Source organism: Xanthomonas sp. NCPPB 1068 (genome assembly GCF_041479385.2).
In the GTDB taxonomy this organism is placed as follows: Bacteria; Pseudomonadota; Gammaproteobacteria; order Xanthomonadales; family Xanthomonadaceae; genus Xanthomonas; species Xanthomonas cannabis.
This window is the reverse complement of record NZ_CM192986.1, coordinates 2,587,753-2,611,006: the sequence shown is the minus strand read 5'-3', so window position 1 is coordinate 2,611,006 and position 23,254 is coordinate 2,587,753. Positions and strand designations below refer to the sequence as shown.

24 protein-coding genes are annotated in these 23,254 nt (G+C 66.3%); 15 read left to right on the top strand and 9 right to left on the bottom strand.

All coding sequences use genetic code 11. The annotated features are described in order from the left end of the window. Positions 1-3 precede the first annotated feature (3 nt). A complete protein-coding gene (locus tag ACCQ12_RS11160) occupies positions 4-885 on the top strand; it encodes an MBL fold metallo-hydrolase (protein ID WP_372381725.1) in 882 nt (293 codons plus the stop codon). Between the two features lie 94 nt (positions 886-979). After that, positions 980-1,270, top strand: coding sequence for a hypothetical protein (locus ACCQ12_RS11155; RefSeq protein WP_039407608.1), 291 nt, complete (start codon positions 980-982; stop codon positions 1,268-1,270). A gap of 49 nt (positions 1,271-1,319) precedes the next feature. Here the strand turns inward: ACCQ12_RS11155 and eutC are convergent, their stop codons facing one another. The 6 genes from eutC to yidD all read right to left on the bottom strand — a co-directional run bounded on the left by eutC (position 1,320) and on the right by yidD (position 7,961). Continuing rightward, entirely contained in the window at positions 1,320-2,138 is an 819-nt protein-coding gene (gene eutC, locus ACCQ12_RS11150) for an ethanolamine ammonia-lyase subunit EutC (protein ID WP_372381724.1), read from the bottom strand. Continuing rightward, a complete protein-coding gene (locus ACCQ12_RS11145) occupies positions 2,135-3,547 on the bottom strand; it encodes an ethanolamine ammonia-lyase subunit EutB (protein WP_372381723.1) in 1,413 nt (470 codons plus the stop codon). The genes eutC and ACCQ12_RS11145 overlap by 4 nt, the downstream gene beginning before the upstream one ends. Beyond that, positions 3,544-4,908, bottom strand: a complete 1,365-nt coding sequence (gene eat, locus ACCQ12_RS11140) for an ethanolamine permease (protein WP_372381722.1) — start codon at positions 4,906-4,908, stop codon at positions 3,544-3,546. Before eat ends, ACCQ12_RS11145 begins: the two co-directional genes overlap by 4 nt. A gap of 568 nt (positions 4,909-5,476) precedes the next feature. Next, positions 5,477-6,319 carry a peptidoglycan DD-metalloendopeptidase family protein gene (locus tag ACCQ12_RS11135; RefSeq protein ID WP_372381721.1) on the bottom strand — a complete coding sequence of 281 codons (843 nt, stop codon included), beginning with the start codon at positions 6,317-6,319 and terminating at the stop codon, positions 5,477-5,479. Further along, entirely contained in the window at positions 6,319-7,668 is a 1,350-nt protein-coding gene (locus ACCQ12_RS11130) for a dihydroorotase (RefSeq protein ID WP_166748722.1), read from the bottom strand. Before ACCQ12_RS11130 ends, ACCQ12_RS11135 begins: the two co-directional genes overlap by 1 nt. Next, entirely contained in the window at positions 7,665-7,961 is a 297-nt protein-coding gene (gene yidD / locus ACCQ12_RS11125; protein WP_068838601.1) for a membrane protein insertion efficiency factor YidD, read from the bottom strand. Before yidD ends, ACCQ12_RS11130 begins: the two co-directional genes overlap by 4 nt. 84 nt (positions 7,962-8,045) lie before the next feature. Here yidD and dksA point away from each other — a divergent pair, with 84 nt between their 5' ends. After that, on the top strand, positions 8,046-9,071 hold the full coding sequence (dksA, locus tag ACCQ12_RS11120; RefSeq protein ID WP_104579702.1) for an RNA polymerase-binding protein DksA: 1,026 nt from the start codon (positions 8,046-8,048) through the stop codon (positions 9,069-9,071). Between the two features lie 234 nt (positions 9,072-9,305). Next, entirely contained in the window at positions 9,306-9,434 is a 129-nt protein-coding gene (locus ACCQ12_RS11115) for a hypothetical protein (RefSeq protein ID WP_372381720.1), read from the top strand. Positions 9,435-9,655: 221 nt separating this feature from the next. On the opposite strand, the gene ACCQ12_RS11110 is transcribed toward ACCQ12_RS11115, so the two are convergent. From ACCQ12_RS11110 to cysS, 3 genes are all read right to left on the bottom strand, one after another. Beyond that, on the bottom strand, positions 9,656-10,906 hold the full coding sequence (locus ACCQ12_RS11110; RefSeq protein ID WP_372381719.1) for an MFS transporter: 1,251 nt from the start codon (positions 10,904-10,906) through the stop codon (positions 9,656-9,658). Beyond that, positions 10,903-11,340, bottom strand: coding sequence for a SufE family protein (locus ACCQ12_RS11105; RefSeq protein WP_039407583.1), 438 nt, complete (start codon positions 11,338-11,340; stop codon positions 10,903-10,905). The genes ACCQ12_RS11110 and ACCQ12_RS11105 overlap by 4 nt, the downstream gene beginning before the upstream one ends. A 457-nt stretch (positions 11,341-11,797) precedes the next feature. Continuing rightward, positions 11,798-13,213, bottom strand: coding sequence for a cysteine--tRNA ligase (cysS, locus tag ACCQ12_RS11100; protein ID WP_372381718.1), 1,416 nt, complete (start codon positions 13,211-13,213; stop codon positions 11,798-11,800). Positions 13,214-13,390: 177 nt separating this feature from the next. On the opposite strand from cysS, the gene ACCQ12_RS11095 reads away from it, so the two are divergent. From ACCQ12_RS11095 to ACCQ12_RS11045, 11 genes are all read left to right on the top strand, one after another. Next, positions 13,391-13,885: a hypothetical protein gene (locus ACCQ12_RS11095; RefSeq protein ID WP_047694959.1), complete on the top strand. Its 495-nt coding sequence runs from the start codon at positions 13,391-13,393 to the stop codon at positions 13,883-13,885. A gap of 310 nt (positions 13,886-14,195) precedes the next feature. Beyond that, positions 14,196-15,215 (top strand): N-acetylornithine carbamoyltransferase, encoded by a 1,020-nt coding sequence (locus tag ACCQ12_RS11090; RefSeq protein ID WP_372381717.1) that lies wholly within the window; start codon positions 14,196-14,198, stop codon positions 15,213-15,215. After that, complete coding sequence (locus tag ACCQ12_RS11085; protein WP_372381716.1) at positions 15,212-15,682, top strand: OsmC family protein; 471 nt, start codon at positions 15,212-15,214, stop codon at positions 15,680-15,682. The genes ACCQ12_RS11090 and ACCQ12_RS11085 overlap by 4 nt, the downstream gene beginning before the upstream one ends. Before the next feature lie 33 nt (positions 15,683-15,715). Next, a complete protein-coding gene (locus ACCQ12_RS11080; protein WP_166751099.1) occupies positions 15,716-16,909 on the top strand; it encodes an argininosuccinate synthase in 1,194 nt (397 codons plus the stop codon). Positions 16,910-17,132: 223 nt separating this feature from the next. After that, the gene (locus tag ACCQ12_RS11075) at positions 17,133-18,260 is read left to right on the top strand and encodes an acetylornithine deacetylase (RefSeq protein WP_372381715.1); all 1,128 of its coding nucleotides are present in this window, start codon (positions 17,133-17,135) and stop codon (positions 18,258-18,260) included. A 45-nt stretch (positions 18,261-18,305) separates the two neighbouring features. Beyond that, on the top strand, positions 18,306-19,649 hold the full coding sequence (locus ACCQ12_RS11070; protein WP_039414245.1) for an acetylglutamate kinase: 1,344 nt from the start codon (positions 18,306-18,308) through the stop codon (positions 19,647-19,649). Positions 19,650-19,654: 5 nt separating this feature from the next. Continuing rightward, positions 19,655-20,266 (top strand): GNAT family N-acetyltransferase, encoded by a 612-nt coding sequence (locus tag ACCQ12_RS11065; RefSeq protein WP_184440325.1) that lies wholly within the window; start codon positions 19,655-19,657, stop codon positions 20,264-20,266. Beyond that, positions 20,263-21,219: an N-acetyl-gamma-glutamyl-phosphate reductase gene (argC, locus tag ACCQ12_RS11060; RefSeq protein ID WP_372381714.1), complete on the top strand. Its 957-nt coding sequence runs from the start codon at positions 20,263-20,265 to the stop codon at positions 21,217-21,219. The genes ACCQ12_RS11065 and argC overlap by 4 nt, the downstream gene beginning before the upstream one ends. 108 nt (positions 21,220-21,327) lie before the next feature. After that, the gene (locus tag ACCQ12_RS11055) at positions 21,328-22,623 is read left to right on the top strand and encodes an argininosuccinate lyase (RefSeq protein WP_372381713.1); all 1,296 of its coding nucleotides are present in this window, start codon (positions 21,328-21,330) and stop codon (positions 22,621-22,623) included. Further along, entirely contained in the window at positions 22,623-22,982 is a 360-nt protein-coding gene (locus tag ACCQ12_RS11050) for a cupin domain-containing protein (RefSeq protein ID WP_372381712.1), read from the top strand. Before ACCQ12_RS11055 ends, ACCQ12_RS11050 begins: the two co-directional genes overlap by 1 nt. Then, a complete protein-coding gene (locus ACCQ12_RS11045) occupies positions 22,982-23,242 on the top strand; it encodes a YciI family protein (RefSeq protein ID WP_184375006.1) in 261 nt (86 codons plus the stop codon). Before ACCQ12_RS11050 ends, ACCQ12_RS11045 begins: the two co-directional genes overlap by 1 nt. Positions 23,243-23,254 lie beyond the last annotated feature (12 nt).

The following is a 23,254-nucleotide window of genomic DNA, read 5'->3' as shown; positions in this document are numbered from 1 at the left end:
CCGATGCGCGTGCATCACCTGAACTGCATTTCCACATGTCCGCTGGGCGGACATCTGATGGACGCTCGCACGCCTGGTGTATTGAATCGCGGTCACCTGTGTTGCCACTGTCTGCTGGTGGAAACCAGCGCCGGGCTGGTGCTGATCGACACCGGCTTCGGGTTGCGCGATGTGGCCGAGCCACGCGCACGTCTGAGCGGTTTCTTCCTGGCCCTGGTCAGGCCGGAGCTACGCGAGGAAATGACGGCCATTCGGCAGATTCAACGCCTGGGCCTGGACCCGCGCGATGTGCGGCACATCATCCTGACCCATCTGGATTTCGATCATGCCGGCGGGCTGGATGACTTCCCGCATGCGCGTGTGCATCTGATGGCGAGCGAGCGTGACGCGGCATTTGCGCAGCGCACCTGGATGGATCGGCAACGCTTCCGGCCGCAGCAGTGGTCCACACGTGGCCAATGGCGTGGCTATGACGCGCTTACCGGCGAGCGTTGGATGGGCCTGGACTGCGTGCGCGACCTGCACGGCCTGCCGCCGGAGATCCTGATGCTGCCGCTGCCGGGCCACACGCTGGGGCATGCGGCCATTGCCGTGCGCAGCGCCGAACGCTGGTTGCTGCTGGCAGGCGATGCGTATTTCTTCCATCGCGAGATGGATGCGCAGCAACCGTACTGCACGCCGGGGTTGCGCCTATATCAGTGGATGCTGGAAAAGGATCGCGCCGCGCGGCTGGGCAATCAGCAACGTTTGCGTCACCTGCGTCAGCACCACGGCGGGGAGGTCGAGCTGTTCTGTTCGCACGACATCACCGAGTTCGAGCGCGTCGCCGGGCAGCCGGCACGCCTGCCGGCAGGCGCCTTGCTGCACGCGCCGACGCCGCACTGATCTGCGCTTCACCGCCCCCAGACACCGCGCGGCGCCATGATCGTCGCTCATGGCGTTGCGCAGGGTGTCGCGATGCCTCAGACGGAGACGGACAATGCAGCAGATCGAAATCGGCCAGATGGTGTTCCTGCGCGACGGTGAAGTCGGCGTTGGCGCGGTGCGCGATATCCGCAACGACGGCGCGGAACTGGTGATCAATATCGAAAACGGTGGCGACTTCGTGCTGCCGGCATCGGTGGTGCGCGATGTGCACTCGGGCAAGGTGATGCTGGATGTGGAGCAACTTCCGGACGATGTACGTCAGGCGCTGCGCCACCCGCACGACAACGAATTGCAGACCAGCACCTATGCAGCCAGCAATCCGCAGGATGGCGCGCTGAAGTAGGCTCCTCGGTGGTGCGTGCGGGCAGGCGTGCGTCGGCGGCCGGTGCAGGTCAGTCAGGCAGCAGGAAGTTGCGTGGCGACGCGTCGGCGGGTCCGTTGGAGAGCAGGGCCGGCTGCTCGGCTTCATCCTTGAGCTGCACGCCGGAGAGCCTGCGCCGGAAGGCCTCGCGCAGCAGGTACGCCAGCTTGTGCGTCGCGTCGGCATAGCTCAGGCCTTCTGCACGGATATTGGAAATGCAGTTGCGCGCGGCATCGGTCAGGCCGACGCGCGGCGCGTAGGTGAGATAGAGCCCCAGGCTGTCGGGCGAGCTGAGCCCGGGACGTTCGCCGATCAACACGATGACTGCGCGCGCCTTGAGCAGTTCGCCCACTTCATCGCCCACCGCCACGCGCCCCTGTGCGACCAGCGCCACCGGCGCCACTGTCCAGCCTTGCTGCACTGCCAATGCGTCGATGTGTTCCACCATCGGCACGGCATGCCGGTGTACCGCGAGCGCAGACAGGCCGTCGGCGACCACCACCGCCACATCGCGGCCGCCGCCGTGCACGGCGGTCTGTCCACGTAGCTGGGTTGCCGCAGTGTCGGCCAGGCAGCGGCCCAGGTCCGGGCGCTGCAGATAGGTATGGCGGTCTGCTGCCGCGCTCTGCAACAGGATGCTGTCGCGCCCTCGTTGCCACAGTGCTGCCTGCAACGCAGCCGGGTCGAATGCCAGGTGCACCGCATCCCGTGCCTGGGCATGCGCCAGTTGGAACTCCAGGTGGGCAGCAGTTGGCAGGCTGGTGCCGACCCGCCCCAGCGCGATGCGCGCCGGGGTCAATTGGCGTAGCCGTGCCCATGCATCGCGCGGTGGTGTGGCCGGGTTGCTCACGATGGGGTACCGGAATGCAGCTGCGAGAGCGCACGACGAAACGGTGCCGGGACCTCGCTGCCCAGTTCAAACCGCCCGTCGTCGTGCAGCCGCAGGATGCCGTGTTGCTCCAGCCACTGCTCGAACTCGGGCGCGGCGCGCAGGCCAAGCGCCTGGCGCGCATACAGCGCATCGTGGAACGAGGTGGTCTGGTAGTTGAGCATCACATCGTCCGAGCCGGGGATGCCCATGATGAAGTTGATGCCGGCCGTGCCGAGCAGGGTGAGCAACATGTCCATGTCGTCCTGATCGGCTTCGGCGTGATTGGTGTAGCAGATGTCGCAGCCCATCGGCACGCCGAGCAATTTGCCGCAGAAATGATCCTCCAGCCCGGCTCGGATGATCTGCTTGCCGTCATACAGATACTCCGGGCCGATGAAGCCGACCACGGTGTTGACCAGCAGCGGCTTGAACTGCCGCGCCACCGCATACGCGCGCACCTCGCAGGTCTGCTGGTCTACGCCGTGGTGCGCGTTGGCCGACAAGGCGCTGCCCTGGCCGGTCTCGAAATACATCACGTTGTCGCCGACGCTGCCCCGGCGCAGCGACAGGCCGGCCTCGTAGCCTTCCTGCAAGAGCGCCAGATTGATGCCGAAGCTGGCGTTGGCCGCTTCGGTGCCTGCGATGGACTGGAACACCAGATCCACAGGCACGCCGCGGTCGATGGCCTCGATGGTGGTGGTGACATGGGCCAGCACGCACGATTGGGTGGGAATCTGATAGCCGGTGATCACCGCATCGAGCATGCGCAGCAATGCGGTGGTTGCCGCCAGACTGTCGCTGGCCGGGTTGATGCCGATCACTGCATCGCCGTTGCCGTACAACAGGCCGTCGAGCACGCTGGCGGCAATGCCGGTGGCATCGTCGGTGGGGTGGTTGGGCTGCAGCCGCGTCGACAGCCGGCCACGCAGGCCCAGGGTGTTGCGAAAGCGCGTGACCACACGTGTCTTCTGCGCCACCAGGATCAGGTCCTGCACCCGCATCAGCTTGGACACCGCCGCCACCATTTCCGGCGTCAGCCCCGGTGCCAGCGCCGCCAATGTGGCTTCGTCGGCCTGCGGGCCCAGCAACCAGTCGCGAAAGCCGCCGACGGTGAGATGCGCCACCGCGGCAAACGCCGTCGCATCGTGCTGGTCGACGATCAGCCGGGTGACTTCGTCGCTGTCATAGGGCACCACCGCTTCCTGCAGGAAATGGCGCAGCGGCAGATCTGCCAGCGCCATCTGCGCTGCCGCCCGTTGCAGCCCGGAGTCGGCCGCCAGCCCGGCCAGCTGATCGCCCGAGCGGGCCGGCGTGGCCTTGGCCAGCAACTGCTTGAGATCGGCAAACCGGAAACGCTCGCCACCGGCAGTGAAGGCGAAGCCGCTCATGTGCTGCCGGCCGCAGTGGCGCCCTGGCGACGCAGACTCAGCACGCAACAGGCTGCGCCGAGCAGCAGCAGGCCGACGAAGATCACCGCCACGATCGGGTTGAACCACACCATCGCCACCAGGCACACCACCGCCAGCGCCAGCGCGACCGCCGGTACCACCGGATAGCCCGGAGCCCGGAAGCTGCGCTCCAGCCCCGGTTCGCGACGGCGCAGTGTGAAAAGGCTGAGCATGCTCATGACATACATCACGATTGCACCGAACACCGACATGGTGATCATGGCCGCGGTCAGCGACATGCCCTGGATCTTGACGACGCCGTCGCTGCAGATGGCCGCAATGCCGATGACGCCGCCGGCCAGGATCGCGCGATGTGGCGTGCGGAAGCGCGACAGTTTCGCCAGCCCGTGCGGCAGGAAGCCGGCGCGTGCCAGGGCGAAGAATTGTCGCGAATAGCCCAGGATGATGCCGTGGAAGCTGGCCACCAGGCCGAACAGGCCGATCCACACCAGCATGTGCAGCCAGGTGGAACTGTTGCCCACCACTGCCTTCATCGCCTGCGGCAGTGGGTCGTTGATGTTGGACAGCTGACGCCAGTCGCCGACGCCGCCGGCAAACACCATCACCCCCAGCGCCAGCGCCACCAGGGTGAGGATGCCGGCGATGTAGGCGCGCGGAATGGTGCGCCTGGGGTCCTTGGCTTCCTCGGCCGCCATGGCGGCGCCTTCGATCGCCAGGAAGAACCAGATCGCAAACGGAATCGCCGCAAAGATGCCGGAGATCGCCGCCGGCCCGAACACGTCGTTGCCGGCCCAGCCATTGGCCGCAAAGCGCGCCATGCTGAAACCCGGCGCCACCACGCCCATGAAGACCAGCAGCTCGATCACCGCCAGCAAGGTCACGATCAACTCGAAGGTGGCCGCAATCGCCACGCCGACGATGTTCAAGCTCATGAAGATCCCGTACGCGCCGATCGCCGCGATGCGCGGGTCGAGCGTGGGGAACTGCACGTTCAGGTACGCCCCGATGGCCATTGCAATGGCGGGCGGCGCAAACACGAATTCGATCAGGGTGGCCAGGCCTGCGAGCATGCCGCCATAGGTGCCGAATGCACGCAGGCTGTAGGCGAACGGGCCGCCCGCGTTTGGGATGGCAGTGGTCAGTTCGGTGAAGCTGAAGATGAAGCAGGTGTACATCACCGCGACCAGCAACGTGGTGACCAGGAACCCCAATGTCCCTGCAGTCCCCCAGCCATAACTCCAGCCGAAATACTCGCCGGAGATCACCAGGCCCACCGCAATACCCCATAACTGCCAGGTGCCCAGGGTGGGCTTGAGTTGCTCGTTGCGCATGTCGCACATCTCCTGCAGTCGGGGAGGGGAGACCAGGCACGTCCGCCAGTGGCGCGGATGGACCGTCGCGGGCTGAGCTGGCGCTGCAATCAGCCGACGCTCGGCGGCCTCCCGGTTATACCGCAAAGCCTGCTGGCGGACACATGCGCAGCGGGTAGGTCTGCCAAGCCAAGGTGGCGGGCAGCGGCGAGACGCGCGTGCGCGTGGATGACATGTCGCTGCCGCACCCTCATCCGGCGCTGCGCGCCACCTTCTCCCGGGGGGAGAAGGCAAGTGCGGCCTCACGCCGGACATTGCCTGCGACGCCTGAGTGGTGGCACGCCGCATGCGCACCAGCAATGGATCGATCCGCACGTCGAACCGCGCCGCAGTGATCTTGACGCCGCGCGACAGCAACCGCGCCGCCGCGCGCCGGAGAGCGTGGCGCCTCGGATAGCCCGCACGTTATTTGCCGCGTTCGAGCACCAGCAACGGATCGATCCGCACGTCGAACCGCGCCGCAGTGATGTCGACGCCGCGCGAGAGCAACCGCGCCGCCGCGCGCCGGAAAGCGTGACGCCCCTAGATAGCCCGCACGTTATTTACCGCGTTCGAGCACCAGCAATGGATCGATCCGCACGTCGAACCAATTCATTCCCCAATGCAGATGCGGTCCAGTCGCGCGCCCGGTCGCGCCCACAGCCGCAATCACCTGGCCCTGCTCCACGCGATCGCCCACCTTCACGTCGATACGCGACAAATGCAGGAAATTCGAGCTCACGCCAAAGCCGTGATCCAGCAGCACCGTACCGCCGGTGAGATACAGATCCGGCGCGGCGAACGTCACCACGCCGGCCGCCGGCGCCTTCACCGGGGTGCCGGTGGGCACGGCAATGTCCATGCCCGAATGGCCGGCGCCGGGTTGCCCGTTGTAGACGCGTGCGTTGCCAAATCGGCCGCTGATGCGCCCCTGCACCGGCCAAATGAAGGGCTGCGCAAAATCCGTACGCGCATCGTCGCGATCGCGCGCCGCCGTGACCTGCGCCTGCTCGTGCTTGATCCGTTCGGCGATCGCTGGCGGTGGATTGACTGTCTTGGGCGGCACGCCGTTGACGCGCTCGATCGGCCAGTCGCGCGGCGTCACTGCGATGCTCACGGTCTGCGTGCTGCCTCCGGGCGGGGTGATCTGCACCTGCAATGGCCCGGTGGCATCGCGGCCGATACCGAACACCACGCTTCCGTAGCCGCTTACACGCAGGGTCCGGCCGGCGTACTGCACCTTGCTGCCCGCCGGCACCTTGCCGATCACCAGCGCACCTTGCGAGGCGCTTTGCGGAAACACGACATCAGTCGCGGCGGTCGCGCTCTGCGCATCGGCAGTACCTGCCACCAGCGCGACCGGCGCCAGGATCAACCAGGCGCCCAACAGGCTTGCGCGCATCAGCGGTCGAAGGTCAGGCGCTGGCCGGCGGCGCTGCCGACCAGCTGCTCGCCGTCCCACACCTGCTGGCCGTTGACCCAGGTCGCGGCGATGCGCGAGCGGAAGGTGGTGCCTTCGAACGGCGACCAGCCGCACTTGGACAACACCTGCTCGCGCTTCACGGTGAACGGGGTGTTGTCGATCATCACCAGGTCGGCGAAATAGCCTTCGCGCAGGAAGCCGCGCTGTTCCACATCGAACAGCTGTGCCGGTGCATGCGCGAACTTCTGCACGATGCGGGTGATCGGCAGCTTGCCTTCGTGCACCAGCTCCAGTGCGGCGACCAGTGCGTACTGCACCAGCGGCAGGCCCGAGGGCGCCTGTGCGTACGGCTTCTGCTTCTCTTCCCAGGTGTGCGGGGCGTGGTCGGTGGCAAGCACGTCGATCACGTCTTCGGCCAGCGCCTGGATCAAGGCCAGACGGTCCTCGGGGTCCTTGATCGCCGGGTTGCACTTGATCAGGTTGCCCAAGCGCGCGTAGTCGCTGCGGTCGAAACGCAGGAAGTGGATGCAGGTCTCGGCGGTGATGCGCTTGCGCAGCTTGCCGTCGGCGTCCACCAGCGGGCCGGCTTCGAACAGCGACAGCTCATCGGCGGTGGAGATGTGCAGCACGTGCAGGCGTGTGTTGTGCCTGCGCGCCAACGCCACCGCCAGCTGCGAGGACTTCAGGCAGGCTTCGCGCGAGCGGATGTCCGGGTGCATGTCCGGCGTCAGCGCGTCGCCGTACTTCTCCTTGTACTGCGCCATCGTCGCATCGATGGTCGGCGTGTCTTCGCAGTGGGTGATGATGGGGGTTGGCGCATCCCGGAAGATGGCGTCCAGGGTTTCGGGGTTATCGACCAGCATGTTGCCGGTGGAGGCGCCCATGAACACCTTGATGCCCGGCGCCGTCTTGGGGTCCAGCGACTGGATGTGGGCCAGGTTGTCGTTGCTGGCGCCCATGTAGAAACCGTAGTTGGCCCAGGCGCGCCCGGCTGCGGCGTCGTACTTGGCCTGCAGCGCGGCCGCATCCAGGGTCGGCGGGTTGGTATTGGGCATGTCCATGAAGCTGGTCAGGCCGCCGGCCACGGCCGCACCGGATTCGGTGGCGATGTCGCCCTTGTGGGTCAGGCCCGGCTCACGGAAATGCACCTGGTCGTCGATCATGCCCGGCAGCACCCAGCGCCCGGCCGCGTCCACCACGGTATCGCGGTCGGCGGGTGTGATGCTGCTGTCGATCCTGGCGATGCGACCACCCTCGATCAGCAGGTCGGCATCGAACTCCTTGCCTTCGTTGACCAGGCGGGCATTGATGATGAGGGTTCGGCTCATGGATGAGGTCCTTTGCAGCGGCAGGAAGAAGAAGATGGCGTGGCGGCGCCGGGCGCATCGGGCACCGGATCGAACCCGCCCGGATGGAAAGGGTGGCAGCGGCCCAGCCGGCGTGCGGCCAGCCAGCAACCGCGCAGCGGGCCGAAGCGGCCGATGGCAGTCATCGCATACTCCGAGCAGCTGGGCGCAAACCGGCAGCGCGGCCCGAGCAGGGGGCTGATGAACAGCTTGTAGAAGCGCAACAGCGCGATGAGCAGGCGTGAGATCACTTGCCAATCATATGCGAGTTGCATTAATAGGTGGTTGCCGGGGGTCTGCGGGGTACGCTATAAAGACCCGCTTTCCCGGGCCCCGGGGGAACCAAGGAAGAGCGTTTCGTGGCTGCTAAAAAACCTGCAAAAAAGGCCGTAGAGGCCGCCAAGAAGTCCGCCAAACCCGTTGCGAAGAAGGCAGCGGCGCCCGCCGCTGCAAAACCGGCCGCCAAGAAGGCGGCGCCGGCCCCCAAGCAACCGGTTGCCAAGAAGGCAGCTGCGACCAAGACCGCTGCCAAGCAGGCGCCGGTCTCCAAGCCCGCAGCGACCAAGCCCGCGAAACCTGTCGCCAAGACTGCTGCCAAGCCGGCGGCCAGCAAGGCAGCTCCGGCTGCCGCCAAGCCGGCCGCAAAGCCGGCGGCGTCCAAGTCCGTACCGAAGCCGGCCACCAAGCCGGCTGCGGCCAAGTCAGTCCCGGTCAAGGCTGAAAAGCCCGCGCCCGCACCGGCCCCCAAGGCCGTCCCTGCGAAGCCGGCAAAGCCTGCGACCCCGTCACCTAAGAATCCCGTGCCCGTTTCGAAATCTTCCGCTAAAACGCCAACCAAAACCGAAGCCCCCGCCAAGCCCGCCGCGACCCGTCCGGTCGGCAAGGTGGCTGTGGCCGTGACCGCCAAGCCGTCCAGTCAGACGCCCAAGACCAAGTACAAGGTGGTCGACTACAAGACCGACGACGCCACCGGGCGCCCGATCCTCCCGCAGGGCTACAAGCCGTCTGCGGACGAGGAGTACATGAGCAAGCTGCAGCAGGAATACTTCCGTCAGCGCCTGCAGAGCTGGCGCAACGAGATGGTCGAGGAATCCAAGCAGACCATCGAAAACCTGCGCGAAGAAGTGCGCGACATCGGCGACGAAGCCGAGCGTGCCACGCGCGAGACCGAGAACTCGCTGGAACTGCGCGCGCGTGACCGCGCACGCAAGCTGATCTCCAAGATCGACAGCACCCTCAAGCGTCTGGAAGACGGCGACTACGGGTACTGCGTCGATACTGGCGAAGAAATCGGTCTGGATCGCCTGGAAGCGCGTCTCACCGCCGAGCGCACCATCGACGCCCAGGAGCGTTGGGAGCATCTGCAGAAGCAGCAGGGCGACTGATTCGGCGCCTCGACGCTCACGAAAGACCCCGCCAGCGCGGGGTTTTTTTATGGTCGCCGCGCGCGGTGTGCAGGCGTACGGTGAGCCGCAGCGGCAGGGCCGACATGGCTGCCACCCGGTGCGCGGCGCGCAGGAGGCAGACATGCAGCGAGCAGCAATCTTGTTGGGCATCGCCTGCGCGCTGGCCTGCGCCGCGACGCGGGCAGCGCCAGCAGCGGCCGAGCAGGCCGAGACGTGGCGGTACTCGGCGCGCAGGCGCAAGGCCGCGCATATCGCCTGAGCATCGAGCAGTTGATTGCCGCCAGCCCGACGTCCGAACAGGCGGCCGGACTGCGCGCCTTGCTGGAGCCACGCGCGAAGTAGCGGACCGGGCGGAACGCTTGCGGCGTAATGCGCCCGGCACACGTCTTAGGTTGGCCGGACGCAGTCATCGTGGTATCGCGCCGTCGCATCGCGCGCCGCGTGATGTAGCCACCCATGGCAGGGCATGCAGCCGGCGCGTGTGCCGGCGTGCGGCGCAAGGATGCTCCAACGCGACAGGCAGCAGCGACCGCATCCGCGGCCGCTGCTGCCTGTGCATCCCGCTATTGCAGCTCGCGCAAATCCAGCTTGCGCAGGCGCGGCGCCTTCCAGGCCGTGGTCGCCACCACGCTCAGGGTGACGCAGCCGCCGATCACCACCGCCGGCACCAGCCCGACCAGGCGTGCCATCACGCCGTCGTAGAACGCGCCCAGCTCGTTGGACGAGCCGATGAAGATGCCGTTGATCGACGACACCCGGCCGCGCATGGCATCGGGCGTGGCCAGCTGCAGGATGGTCTGCCGCACCACCACCGACACCCCGTCGCACATCCCGTACACCAGCAGGATCGCCGCCGACAGCCAGAAATGACGCGACAGCCCGAAGGCGATGGTGCACAACCCGAACCCGGCCACCGACAGCATCAGCACACGCCCGGCGTTGCGCTGCAACGGGTGGCGCGCCAGCCAGACGCCCACCACGATCGAGCCCAGTGCCGGCGCACCGCGCAGGATGCCCAGGCCTTCCGGGCCGTAGTGCAGGATGTCGTGGATGAAGGCCGGCAGCATCGACACCGCGCCGCCCAGCAGGACCGAGAACATGTCCAGCGCCATCGCGCCCAGCATGATCTGGTTGGACAGCACGAACTGCGCGCCTTCGGCGATGCTGCGGAAGATCGGCGCGCGCGGGCCCTCGTTGACCGGCTCGCTCACGCGCAACAGCGCCAGCGCCAGGATCGCCACCATCGCCACGCTGGCAGCCACGCCATAGGCCAGCCCCTTGCCGCCCCAGCCGACCAGCACGCCGCCCAGCGCCGGGCCGATCACCATGCCGGCCTGGAAGGTGACGCTGCCGACGCTGGCGCCGCGCGCGAACGCTTCGCGCGGCAGTGCACGGGCGAACAGGGCGTTGTAGACCGGCGACAGGAACGAGCGCGCCGCGCCGGTCAGCGCAATGGCGGCATAGATCGGCCACACGCCTTGCACCGGCAACCAGCCTTGCGTGATCGCCAGCAGCAGGAGTGCAGTGGCGACCAGGCCCAGCACCGCCACCATGCCCAGCCGGCGACGCGGCAGGTGATCGACCAGATAGCCGGCAAACGGGGCAATGCAGAAGAACGGCAGGATCTCCGCCAGGCCGATCAGGCCCAGCGAGAGCGGATTGCGGGTGATCTCGTAGATGTGCCAGCCGACCGTGACCGCCACGATCTGGTACGACAGCATCGCCGCCACCCGGTACAGCAGCACCAGGCCAAACCCTGGATGGGCAAACAGCGTGCGCAACGAATCGGCAGGCGAGGGCGCGGGCGTGCTCACTGCTGCGCGCGCGCGGTGTCGCGGATGAAGGCCAGCATGGCGGCCACGCCGTTACTGCGGGTCGGCGACAGGTGCTTGGCCAAACCAATGCCGGCGATGTAGTCCGGCTCGGTAGCCAGAATCTCTTGCGCGCTACGCCCGGAATACACGCGCAATGCCAGATAGATCAGCCCCGAAACGATGGCCGAATCGCTGACGGCATGGAAGTCCAGCCGCTCGGCATTGCCTTCGGGCACGATCCACACCATCGACTGGCAGCCGTGCAGGCGGTGTTCTTCGGTCTTCCACTGTTCGGGGAAGGTGGGCAGTTTGCGGCCCAGGTCGATCAGGTACTGGTAGCGCTCGGACCAGTCGCCGAAGAAGGAAAACTCATCGGCAATGGCCGTCTGTGCCTCGACGGCAGTGGGTTCGAGCGGAAAGGGGGAGTTGGTCATCAGGACATCCAGAAGCGTTGGTCAAAGCCCCTTTCGCGCTGGGGCGAGAAGGCGTGGTTTGCGTGCCACCGGCGCGCGGGCCTTGGAGCAACCGCGCTGCCAGCGCGGGCCGGGTCGCAGAGCAGGGCCGGAGTGAGGTGCGCGCCAAGCATGGCGTGTTGATGCATGTGGCTTCGCCCGCACCCTCATCCGGCGCTGCGCGCCACCTTCTCCCGGTGGGAGAAGGGACAGGCGTGTGCGTCGGAGAGATGGGTATGCACGTGCGGTTTCAAAATAAGTACGTCAAAGGAATGTGTCGTGGAATAGGGCTTTGCCATGAATTAGCCCCTCTCCCGCCGGGAGAGGGGTTGGGGTGAGGGTACGTGCGCAGTCACATGCATCAAGGTCTCTCATGAGGCTTCGCCCGCACCCTCATCCGGCGCTGCGCGCCACCTTCTCCCGGCGGGAGAAGGGAGGGTCATGCGCGCTTCCAGCGTACGCCCTGCGGGGTGTCTTCGAGCACGATGCCTTCGTCTGCCAGTTGCGTGCGGATGGCGTCGGCACGGGCGAAATCCCTGGCTTTCTTCGCGGCGCTGCGTTCTTCCACCAGCGCGGTGATGCGTGCATCGTCGCCAGCGTCGGTGCCGCGCGAGAACCAGGCGTCCGGGTCCTGCTGCAACAGGCCCAGTGCCAGTCCGGCGCCCAGCAGCTCGGCCTTGGCGCGTTGCAATGCTGCAAGCGTGTCCGGGCTCGGGGCGTTCGTCGGGTTGCCGGCCGAAGCGACATCGAGCAGCGCCCGGTTGGCTTCCTTCGCCAGCTTTGCCAGCACCGCAAGCGCCAGCGGCGTGTTGAGATCGTCGTTGAGCGCGTCTTCGATCGGCTCGGGAATCGTTGGCTCCGCTTCAACCGCCTGCAGGCCTCGCAAGGTGCCGTACAAGCCATCTAGCCGTTTGACCTGGTCCTCGATCAACGCCTCCGACCAATCCAGCGGCTGCCGGTAATGCGCACTCAGCAGGGCAAGGCGCAATGCCTCCGGCGGATGCCTGGCGATCAGGTCGTGCACGGTTTCGATATTGCCCAGCGACTTGCTCATCTTGGCGCCGCTGAAATTGAGCATGCCGTTGTGCAGCCAGAAGCGTGCGAAGGTGGCGCCGCCGTGCGCGCACTCGCTCTGCGCAATCTCGTTTTCGTGGTGCGGGAACTGCAGGTCCACGCCGCCGGCGTGGATGTCGATGGTCGGGCCCAGATGCGCGGCGGCCATCGCCGAGCATTCGATATGCCAGCCCGGGCGGCCGCGGCCCCAGGGCGAGTCCCAGCCGGGCAGGTCGTCGCTGGACGGCTTCCATAGCACGAAGTCGCCGGGGTCGCGCTTGTAGGGCGCCACGTCCACGCGCGCGCCGGCCAGCATCTCGTCCGGGGCGCGGCGCGACAGCTTGCCGTAGCCTTCGAAGCTGGCGACCGCAAACAGGACGTGGCCTTCGGCGGCGTAGGCATGCTCACTGGCGATCAACTGCTCGATCATCGCCACGATCTGCGGGATGTGTGCGGTGGCCTCCGGTTCGATGTCCGGTGGCACCACGCCGAGCGCGGCCATGTCCTGCCGGTAGATCGCGGCGAAGCGGTCGGTGATGGTCGAGATCGGCACGCCCTGCGCCTGCGCGGCGGCGTTGATCTTGTCGTCCACGTCGGTGATGTTGCGTGCGTAGCGCAGCGCGCCATAGCGGCGCCGCAGCAGCGCGGCCAGGACGTCGAACACCACCGGGCCGCGGGCGTTGCCGATGTGCGCGTAGTTGTAGACGGTGGGGCCGCACACATACAGGGTGGGGCTGGACGGATCGAGCGGCGCGAACGGCTCGACCCGCCGCGTCAGGTTGTTATGCAGGCGCAGGCTCATCGGCATCCGAAAAAGGGTAACCGCGCGATTCTAGCCCGTTGCGGCAGGATGGCGAACCGGCACCGTGACACCGGTAACCGGATGGGCTGCGTTCAGCCCCGGAGATCGCAAGCTCCATACACTTACGTATTGCCCGGCTGCGCCTTCCTGGTACTGATGCGACCTTCTCCGTTCTTCATGCTGCTGTGTGTCCTGGCCTGGCAGGCAACCTCGGTGCACGCGGCAGAGCCGGACCCCAAGAACCGGGTCGTGGTGATCGAGAACGTGAAGCTGGACTACGCGCAGGTGCTCAATGTGGAGCCGGTCTACCAGACCTTGCGCGCCACCCGCATCGAAGAACAGTGCGAGTCCGAGCAGGCGGCCCAGGTGGCGGCCACGCCGGCCGAGGACGAGGGGCGCATCAACCGCATGGTCGACTCGGTCAAGGAAATGTTCTCGCGGCGTCCCGAGCCGGCGGCGCCAGCGGCGGTGCCGCCGACCAGCACGCGCCGTAATTGCAAGGTGGTGGAAGTGCCGCGCGAGTTCCGGCGCCCGATCGCCTTCGACGTGGATTACGTCTACAAGGGCACCAAATACCGCTCGCGGTTACCGGAAGATCCGGGCAACCGGCTGCGCATCCGGGTCTCGGTGACCCCGTACATTCCCGATGCCATCGTCGCGCCGCCGCGATGAGACGCATAGCGGTTGCGCCGTGCCCGCATGCATGCGAGGATTCGCGCCCTATGCAAGCAAACCCCTTTCAGCACGACACCAGCGCCGCCCGGATGGCCTCCGGCATGACCTCGCGTGCCCGCCGACCGGAATCCCACATTTTCGCTGGGTAACCGGGGCGTTTTGCTGTCCGTCGTTGAGAACCCAGCCCGCAGGCTGGGTTTTTTCGTTTTGGCGTCACGAAAGTTTCAACCGCAAGAAACGCGCATGTCGCGCACCCCGTCGCTCCTGGCGGACCACGCAGCAGCAGCACGCAGCAAAGGATCGATCGATGTCACTGAAGCACTTCTTGAACACCCAGGACTGGAGCCGCGCCGACCTGGACGCGCTGTTGACCCAGGCCGCGCTGTTCAAACGCAACAAGCTGGGAAGCGAGCTGAAGGGCAAGTCGATCGCGCTGGTGTTCTTCAACCCGTCGATGCGCACCCGCACCAGTTTCGAGCTGGGCGCGTTCCAGCTGGGTGGGCATGCGGTGGTGCTGCAGCCGGGCAAGGATGCGTGGCCGATCGAATTCAACCTGGGCACGGTGATGGACGGGGATACGGAGGAGCACATCGCCGAAGTGGCGCGCGTGCTGGGACGCTATGTCGACCTGATCGGCGTGCGCGCGTTTCCGAAGTTCGTCGACTGGTCCAAGGACCGCGAGGACCAGGTGCTCAAGAGCTTTGCCAAGTATTCGCCGGTGCCGGTGATCAACATGGAGACCATCACCCACCCATGCCAGGAGCTGGCGCATGCGCTGGCGCTGCAGGAGCATTTCGGCACGCAGGATCTGCGCGGCAAGAAGTACGTGCTGACCTGGACCTACCACCCCAAGCCGCTCAACACCGCGGTAGCCAATTCCGCGCTGACGATCGCCACCCGCATGGGCATGGACGTGACCCTGCTGTGCCCGACGCCGGACTACATCCTGGACCAGCGCTACATGGACTGGGCGGCGCAGAACGTGGCCGAAAGCGGCGGTTCGCTGCAGGTGAGCCATGACATCGACAGCGCCTATGCCGGCGCCGATGTGGTGTATGCCAAGAGCTGGGGCGCGCTGCCGTTCTTCGGCAACTGGGAGCCGGAAAAGCCGATCCGCGACCAGTACCAGCACTTCATCGTCGACGAACGCAAGATGGCGCTGACCAACAACGGCGTGTTCTCGCATTGCCTGCCGCTGCGTCGCAACGTCAAGGCCACCGACGCGGTGATGGATTCGCCCAACTGCATCGCCATCGATGAAGCCGAAAATCGCCTGCATGTGCAGAAGGCGATCATGGCTGCCCTGGTGGGCCAGGGCGGGGCATGAGCGGCCAAGCCCATCACTACACCGCGCAGATCACCTGGACCGGCGATCGCGGCGAGGGCACCGGCAGCTACCGCGGTTACGGCCGCGAGCACGAGATTGCCATCGCCGGCAAGCCGACGCTGGCCGGTTCGTCCGACCCAGCGTTCCGTGGCGACGCCTCGCGGCACAACCCTGAGGATCTGCTGGTGGCCTCGCTGTCGGCCTGCCACATGCTGTGGTACCTGCATCTGGCTGCCGAAGCCGGCGTGGTGGTACGCGGTTACATCGATGAGGCCAGCGGCACGATGCTGACCGACGCGGGCCGCGGCCAGTTCAGCGAGGTGGTGCTGCGTCCGGTCGTGACGATTTCTGCCGGTGATCCGGTGGCCGCAGAGGCGCTACACCATGGTGCGCACGCAGCCTGTTTCATCGCCCGTTCGGTCAACTTCCCGGTGCGCTGCGAACCCAGCATCGTGGTTGCCGCCTAACTTCTTCCAATTTTTTCCCCCAGGATCTTCGTCATGAGCAGCAAAGATATCGTCCTCGCTTTCTCCGGTGGTCTCGACACCAGCTTCTGCATTCCGTATCTGCAGGAACGCGGCTATGCGGTGCATACCGTGTTCGCCGACACCGGTGGGGTGGATGCCGAAGAGCGTGAGTTCATCGAGAAGCGTGCCGCCGAACTGGGCGCCGCCAGCCATGTCACCGTCGATGGCGGTCCGGCGATCTGGGAAGGCTTCGTCAAGCCGTTCGTGTGGGCGGGTGAGGGCTACCAGGGCCAGTATCCGTTGCTGGTGTCGGACCGTTACCTGATCGTGGATGCCGCGCTCAAGCGCGCCGAAGAACTGGGTACGCGCATCATTGCGCACGGCTGCACCGGCATGGGCAACGATCAGGTGCGTTTCGACCTGGCGGTGAAGGCACTGGGCGATTACCAGATCGTCGCGCCGATCCGTGAAATCCAGAAGGAACACACGCAGACGCGTGCCTACGAGCAGAAGTACCTGGAAGCGCGCGGCTTCGGCGTGCGTGCCAAGCAGCAGGCCTACACCATCAACGAGAACCTGCTGGGCCTGACCATGTCCGGCGGCGAGATCGACCGTTGGGAAGCGCCGGGCGAGGGTGCACGTGGCTGGTGCGCGCCGCGCAGCGCGTGGCCGACCGAGGCACTGACGGTGACGCTGAAGTTCGTCGAGGGCGAGGCCGTCGAGCTCGATGGCAAGCCGCTGCCGGGTGCGAAGATCCTGGCCAAGCTCAACACCTTGTTCGCGCAATACGGCGTGGGCCGCGGCGTCTACACCGGCGACACCGTGATCGGCCTGAAGGGCCGCATCGTGTTCGAGGCGCCGGGTCTGATTTCGCTGCTCACCGCGCACCGTGCGCTGGAAGATGCAGTGCTGACCAAGCAGCAGAACCGCTTCAAGCCGGACGTGGCGCGCAAGTGGGTGGAGCTGGTGTACGAAGGTTTCTACCACGACCCGCTCAAGACCGACATCGAGGCATTCCTGAAGTCCTCGCAGGCCAAGGTCAACGGCGAAGTCACGCTGGAAACCCGCGGTGGCCGCGTCGATGCGGTGGCGGTGCGTTCGCCGCACCTGCTCAACACCAAGGGCGCGACGTATGCGCAATCGGCCGACTGGGGTGTGGAAGAAGCCGAAGGCTTCATCAAGTTGTTCGGGATGAGCTCCACGTTGTATGCGCAGGTGAACCGCTGAGGCAATCGCTCCGCAGACGACGTTGCTTCTCCCGCATGCGGGAGAAGGTGGCGCATAGCGCCGGATGAGGGCGGCCTGCCGCATGCCCCCATCCGCCCTGCCGGGCACCTTCCCCCGCAGGCGGGGGAAGGGCTGGATGGGCGTTGGAACGATCGACCCACGCTGCCCGACGCACTCAAAAAAGACCAATCACACGCGACCCGACGCAATCAAGACGCGATCAATGACCACACTGCTCGACAACACACTGACGCATCTGCAACAGCTGGTGTCCTTCGACACCCGCAACCCGCCGCGTGCGATCACCACCGGTGGCGTCTTCGAGTACCTGCGCGCGCAGTTGCCGGGGTTCGAGGTCGAGGTGATCGACCACGGCGACGGGGCCGTGAGCCTGTATGCGGTACGCGGCACGCCGAAGTACCTGTTCAATGTGCATCTGGACACCGTGCCGGATTCGCCGCACTGGACTGCCGACCCGCACGTGATGCGGCGCACCGACGACCGCGTGATCGGGCTGGGCGTGTGCGACATCAAGGGCGCGGCAGCGGCCTTGGTGGCGGCGGCCAATGCCGGCAATGGCGACGCGGCGTTTCTGTTCTCGTCCGACGAAGAAGCCAACGACCCGCGCTGTATCGCGGCGTTTCTGGCCGCCCACCCCGTGGTCCCGGGTCCCGGGTCCCGGGTCCCGGTCTTCGAAGCGGTGCTGGTGGCCGAGCCCACCATGAGCGAAGCGGTGCTGGCACACCGCGGCATCAGCTCGGTGCTGATGCGGTTTGCCGGCCGCGCCGGGCATGCATCGGGCAAGCAGGACCCTTCTGCAAGCGCCTTGCACCAGGCGATGCGCTGGGGCGGCAAGGCGCTGGATCATGTCGAGTCGCTGGCGCATGCACGCTTCGGCGGATTGACCGGATTGCGCTTCAACATCGGCCGTGTCGATGGCGGCATCAAGGCCAACATGATTGCGCCGGCGGCTGAGCTGCGGTTTGGTTTCCGCCCGTTGCCATCGATGGACGTGGATGGCCTGCTGGCGACCTTCGCCGGGTTTGCCGATCCGGCAGCAGCGCATTTCGAAGAAACCTTTCGCGGCCCGAGCCTGCCCTCAGGCGACATCGCGCGTGCAGAAGAACGTCGCCTGGCCGCGCGCGACGTGGCCGATGCGCTGGACCTGCCGATCGGCAATGCGGTGGACTTCTGGACCGAGGCCTCGCTGTTTTCGGCAGGCGGCTACACCGCGCTGGTCTACGGCCCGGGCGATATCGCACAGGCGCACACCGCCGATGAGTTCGTCACCCTGGAGCAACTGCAGCGTTACGCCGAGTCGGTGCACCGCATCATCAACGGTTCCCTGTAACCGCCTTCCGCGCCTGGCGCATCCCTTCCTCTTTCGATCACGGCAATGTCCCTCTCCGCACAGCCCCACAAACAGACCCGCCAGACCATCGTGCGCCTGCTTTCGAGCATGGCCAGCGCCAAGGAAATCAGCCAGTACCTCAAGCGTTTTTCGCAGCTGGATGCCAAGCGCTTTGCAGTGGTCAAGGTGGGCGGCGCCGTGCTGCGCGACGACCTGGACGCACTGACCTCGTCGCTGTCGTTCCTGCAGGAGGTAGGGCTGACGCCGATCGTCCTGCACGGTGCGGGCCCGCAGCTGGATGCCGAGCTGTCGGCGGCAGGCATCGAAAAACAGACCGTCAACGGCCTGCGGGTGACCTCGCCGGAAGCGCTGGCGATCGTGCGCAAGGTGTTCCAGGCGTCCAATCTCAAGCTGGTGGAGGCGCTGCAGCAGAACGGCGCGCGTGCGACGTCGATCACCGGTGGTGTGTTCGAGGCGCAGTATCTGGATCGCGATACGTATGGCCTGGTCGGCGAGGTCAAGGCGGTCAATCTGGCGCCGATCGAGGCCAGCCTGCAGGCTGGCTCCATCCCGGTGATCACCAGCCTGGGCGAAACGCCCAGCGGGCAGATCCTCAACGTCAATGCGGATTTCGCTGCCAACGAACTGGTGCAGGAGCTGCAGCCGTACAAGATCATCTTCCTCACCGGCACCGGTGGCCTGCTGGATGCCGATGGCAAGCTGATCGATTCGATCAACCTGTCCACCGAGTTCGATCATCTGATGCAGCAGCCGTGGATCAATGGCGGCATGCGGGTGAAGATCGAGCAGATCAAGGACTTGCTCGACCGCCTGCCGCTGGAATCGTCGGTGTCGATCACCCGGCCGGCGGACCTGGCCAAGGAGCTGTTCACGCACAAGGGCTCGGGCACGCTGGTGCGCCGTGGCGAGCGCGTGCTGCGCGCCAGCTCGTGGGACGAACTGGATCTGCCGCGGCTGACCTCGCTGATTGAATCAAGCTTTGGCCGCACGCTGGTACCGGACTATTTCAGCACGACCAAGCTGCTGCGTGCCTATGTGAGCGAAAACTATCGCGCTGCGGTGATCCTGACCGACGAAGGCCAGTTCGGTGCCGGCCGGCTGACCTACCTGGACAAGTTCGCCGTGCTCGACGATGCGCAAGGCGAGGGCCTGGGCCGCGCGGTGTGGAACGTGATGCGCGAAGAAACGCCGCAGCTGTTCTGGCGCTCGCGTCACAACAACCAGGTCAACATCTTCTACTACGCCGAATCCGACGGCTGCATCAAGCAGGAAAAGTGGAAAGTGTTCTGGTACGGGCTGGAAAATTTCGAGCAGATCCAGCACTGCGTGGCGCATTGCGCGACGCGTCAGCCGACCTTGCTGGGCTGAGTGCGATGACATCCATTGCGTTGCCATCGTCGTGGAGCCAACTGCCTGTCCTGCGTGGGCAGCACGCCACGCTTGAGCCCTTGCAGACAGCCCATGCCGACGGCATGCGCGCTGCGCTGGGCGACGGGTCGTTGTCGCAGCTGTGGTACACCGGCGTGCCGGCACCGGCCCAGGTGGACGCCTACATCGCGGCTGCCCTGGCGGCGCGCGCCGATGGCACGGCGCTGCCGTACGTGGTGCGCGATGCCGCCGGCGAGATCGTGGGCTGCACGCGCTACTACGCCCTGGATGCCAGCGTGCCGCGGCTGTCGATCGGCTACACCTGGTACGCGCCACGCGTACAGCGCAGCGGCGTCAACACCGAAGCCAAGCTGATGTTGCTGCAGCATGCGTTCGAGACGCTGGGCTGCCTGAGCGTGGTGTTCGAGACCAGCTGGTTCAATCACACCTCGCGCGCCGCGATCGCGCGGCTGGGCGCAAAGCAGGACGGGGTGCTGCGCAATCACACCCGCCACGCCGACGGCACGCCGCGCGATACCGTGGTGTTCTCCATCATCGATACGGAATGGGCCGGGGTGAAACGCCACCTGCAGTTCCGCCTGGAAGCAAACGCATGACTGCTCAAACAACGACAACGATCGGGATTGTCGGCGCCCGCGGGCATACCGGTTCGGAACTGATCAAGCTGGTAGCGGCGCATCCGCATCTGCAACTTGCGTTCGTGTCCTCGCGTGAACTGGCCGGCCAGCGCGTGGCCGAGCATAACCAGTCCTATGAGGGCGAGTTGCATTACGAAAGCCTGGATGCCGATGCGGTGGCTGCCAAGGCCGCCGACGTGGTGATCCTGGCGTTGCCCAACGGCAAGGCCGAGCCATTCGTCGCTGCGATCGAGGCCACCAGGCCGCAGACGCTGCTGATCGATCTGTCCGCCGATTATCGTTTCGATCCGGCCTGGTACTACGGGCTGCCGGAGCTGACGCGCGCCAGGTACGCCGGGCAGAAGCGCATCAGCAACCCGGGCTGCTATGCCACCGCCATGCAGCTGACCATCGCGCCGTTGCTCGATCAACTGGCCGGTCCACCGCAGTGCTTCGGCGTGTCCGGCTATTCCGGTGCGGGCACCACGCCCTCGGACAAGAACAACCCCGCGTTGCTGGCGGACAACCTGATGCCGTATGCGCTGACCAACCATATGCACGAGCGCGAAGTGTCTGCGCAGCTCGGCGTGCCGGTGGAGTTCATGCCGCACGTGGCGCCGCATTTCCGTGGCATCACCATGACCGTCAATCTGTGGTTGCAGCAGCCGCTGAAGCGCGAGCAGATCCAGGCGCGCTATGCGCAGCGGTACGCCGACGAGCCACTGATCGAGATGGTCGATGAGGCGCCGTGGGTGAGCCGCATCGCCGGCAGGCACGGTGTGCAGATCGGTGGTGTCACGTTGGCGCCCGGCAACAAGCGCGTGGTGGTGGTGGCAACGCTGGACAACCTGCTCAAGGGCGCCGCTACCCAGGCCATGCAGAACCTCAACCTGGCGCTGGGCTGGGACGAGCTGATGGCAATTCCACTGTAATCGTCGGGACCCGGGGCCGGGGACCCGGGACCCGGAGAAGCAAGGGCAAATGCTCCTGCCTTTCCGGGTTCCGGGTTCCGGGTCCCCGGTCCCGCAAAAGGACCCCCAATGACCAATCTGTTGTGGCAAAAACCCGGCGTGGCGGTGGACGCCAAGATCCAGAGCTTCCTGGCCGGCGACGACGTCATCCTGGACCGCGAGTTCTTCCTGCACGACATCGCTGCCAGCAAGGCGCATGCGCAGGGGCTGCAGCACATCGGCATCCTGTCGCTGCACGAGCTGGGCGGTCTGAGCGAGCAGCTCGATCTGCTGGCCGACGACTTCCGCAGCGGTGCGTTCGTGCTCGATGAACAGTACGAGGACTGCCATTCGGCCATCGAAGCGCGCCTGACCGAGCGTCTGGGCGATGCCGGCCGCAAGATCCATACCGGGCGCAGCCGCAACGATCAGATCCTGGTCGCCACGCGGCTGTGGTTGAAGGACAAGCTGCAGCGTGTGGCGACGCTTAGCGCGGAGATCGCCAAGGTGGCGCTGGACCGTGCCCAAGCCGAGGCCGACTTGCCGGTGCCCGGTTACACGCACATCCAGCGTGCGGTGGTGTCGTCGGCCGGCATGTGGTGGGCAGGCTGGGCGGAAGCCTTTATCGACAACGCAGTGCGCGCCACCGACACCTTGCAGCTGGTGGACAGCAATCCACTCGGTACCGCCGCCGGCTATGGCGTGAACCTGCCGCTGGATCGTGCGCATACCACCGCCGAGCTGGGGTTTGCGCGGCTGCAGGTCTCGCCCATCTACGCCCAGCTCTCGCGCGGCAAATACGAGCTGGCGGCGCTCGAAGCCTTGGGCAGCGCCACGCTGGATCTGCGCCGGATTGCCTGGGATCTGTCGCTGTTCACCAGCGGCGAGTTCGCCTTCGTTGCATTGCCGGCGCAGTACACCACCGGCAGTTCGATCATGCCGAACAAGCGCAACCCGGACGTGATCGAACTGATGCGTGCCACCCACGCCAGCGTGGCGGCCGCGCGCACGGAGATCGAACAGCTGCTGTCGCTGCCCTCGGGCTATCACCGCGACCTGCAGAGCAGCAAGGGCGCCATCGTGCATGGCTTCGGCCGTGGGCTGGCCGCGCTGGAGCTGCTGCCGGCATTGCTGGCCAATCTGGAATGGCGGCCGGACAAGCTGCATGCGGCCATCGATTCGGGCATGTATGCCACCGATGTGGCGGTGGAAGCGGCCGTGGCCGGTGTGCCGTTCCGCGAGGCCTACAAGGCCGCGGCCGAATCGTCCGACACTGCAGGGCAGGGGCGCACGCCGGAAGGCAGCCTGGCCGCACGCGTCTCGCCGGGCGCCGCTGCGGACCTGCAACTGGATGTGCTGCGTGCCCGTTGGGAGGCGCTGCGCTGATGATCATGATCAGCACCGACAGCGCAGAGCATTACCCCTGGGGCGAGGCCTGCGACGGCTGGCACCTGTTGCGCGACCCCAACCTGAGCGTGCTTGAAGAGCACATGCCGCCGGGTGCTGCGGAGTTGCGCCACCGGCACAGCCGCGCGCGGCATTTTTTCTATGTGTTGTCCGGCGAGGTGATGCTGCAGCTGGACGGCGAGCGGCATGTCCTGCGCGCCGGGCAAAGCCTGCACGTGCCACCGGGTTCCAGCCATCAGATGCACAATCTTGCGGATGTGGAAGCGCGGTTCCTGGTGATTTCCACGCCGTTCGGCCGCAACGAGCCCACGCCCGCCGCCGATAGCGAGGCAGGCTGATGTCCACACGTTATCTGGTGCTGGCGATGCGCAATCCGCAGTTTCCTGCCGATGTGGTGGCGCCGCATCGCGCATTTCTCGACGCGCTGCGCGCGGCCGGGCAGCTTGAACTGACCGGTGGCTTCAGCGACGGCAGCGGCGGTGCGTATGTGCTGGTCAACGTGCAGGGCCTGGCGCAGGCGCAGCAGATCGTGGCGAGCGACCCGTTGGTGCTGCGCGGCGCATCGACGCTGACCGTCCACGAGTGGAACACGCACTGAGCCGCCGCCGAC

What these genes read in the sequence shown, in the direction of transcription:
- ACCQ12_RS11160 (WP_372381725.1), top strand. Translation starts at nt 4, where the DNA reads ATGCGCGTGCATCACCTGAACTGCATTTCCACATGTCCGCTGGGCGGA.
- ACCQ12_RS11155 (WP_039407608.1), top strand. Translation starts at nt 980, where the DNA reads ATGCAGCAGATCGAAATCGGCCAGATGGTGTTCCTGCGCGACGGTGAA.
- ACCQ12_RS11145 (WP_372381723.1), bottom strand. Translation starts at nt 3,547, where the DNA reads ATGAGCGGCTTCGCCTTCACTGCCGGTGGCGAGCGTTTCCGGTTTGCC.
- eat (WP_372381722.1), bottom strand. Translation starts at nt 4,908, where the DNA reads ATGTGCGACATGCGCAACGAGCAACTCAAGCCCACCCTGGGCACCTGG.
- ACCQ12_RS11135 (WP_372381721.1), bottom strand. Translation starts at nt 6,319, where the DNA reads ATGCGCGCAAGCCTGTTGGGCGCCTGGTTGATCCTGGCGCCGGTCGCG.
- ACCQ12_RS11130 (WP_166748722.1), bottom strand. Translation starts at nt 7,668, where the DNA reads ATGAGCCGAACCCTCATCATCAATGCCCGCCTGGTCAACGAAGGCAAG.
- yidD (WP_068838601.1), bottom strand. Translation starts at nt 7,961, where the DNA reads ATGCAACTCGCATATGATTGGCAAGTGATCTCACGCCTGCTCATCGCG.
- ACCQ12_RS11105 (WP_039407583.1), bottom strand. Translation starts at nt 11,340, where the DNA reads ATGACCAACTCCCCCTTTCCGCTCGAACCCACTGCCGTCGAGGCACAG.
- cysS (WP_372381718.1), bottom strand. Translation starts at nt 13,213, where the DNA reads ATGAGCCTGCGCCTGCATAACAACCTGACGCGGCGGGTCGAGCCGTTC.
- ACCQ12_RS11095 (WP_047694959.1), top strand. Translation starts at nt 13,391, where the DNA reads ATGCTGCTGTGTGTCCTGGCCTGGCAGGCAACCTCGGTGCACGCGGCA.
- ACCQ12_RS11090 (WP_372381717.1), top strand. Translation starts at nt 14,196, where the DNA reads ATGTCACTGAAGCACTTCTTGAACACCCAGGACTGGAGCCGCGCCGAC.
- ACCQ12_RS11085 (WP_372381716.1), top strand. Translation starts at nt 15,212, where the DNA reads ATGAGCGGCCAAGCCCATCACTACACCGCGCAGATCACCTGGACCGGC.
- ACCQ12_RS11080 (WP_166751099.1), top strand. Translation starts at nt 15,716, where the DNA reads ATGAGCAGCAAAGATATCGTCCTCGCTTTCTCCGGTGGTCTCGACACC.
- ACCQ12_RS11075 (WP_372381715.1), top strand. Translation starts at nt 17,133, where the DNA reads ATGACCACACTGCTCGACAACACACTGACGCATCTGCAACAGCTGGTG.
- ACCQ12_RS11070 (WP_039414245.1), top strand. Translation starts at nt 18,306, where the DNA reads ATGTCCCTCTCCGCACAGCCCCACAAACAGACCCGCCAGACCATCGTG.
- ACCQ12_RS11065 (WP_184440325.1), top strand. Translation starts at nt 19,655, where the DNA reads ATGACATCCATTGCGTTGCCATCGTCGTGGAGCCAACTGCCTGTCCTG.
- argC (WP_372381714.1), top strand. Translation starts at nt 20,263, where the DNA reads ATGACTGCTCAAACAACGACAACGATCGGGATTGTCGGCGCCCGCGGG.
- ACCQ12_RS11055 (WP_372381713.1), top strand. Translation starts at nt 21,328, where the DNA reads ATGACCAATCTGTTGTGGCAAAAACCCGGCGTGGCGGTGGACGCCAAG.
- ACCQ12_RS11050 (WP_372381712.1), top strand. Translation starts at nt 22,623, where the DNA reads ATGATCATGATCAGCACCGACAGCGCAGAGCATTACCCCTGGGGCGAG.
- ACCQ12_RS11045 (WP_184375006.1), top strand. Translation starts at nt 22,982, where the DNA reads ATGTCCACACGTTATCTGGTGCTGGCGATGCGCAATCCGCAGTTTCCT.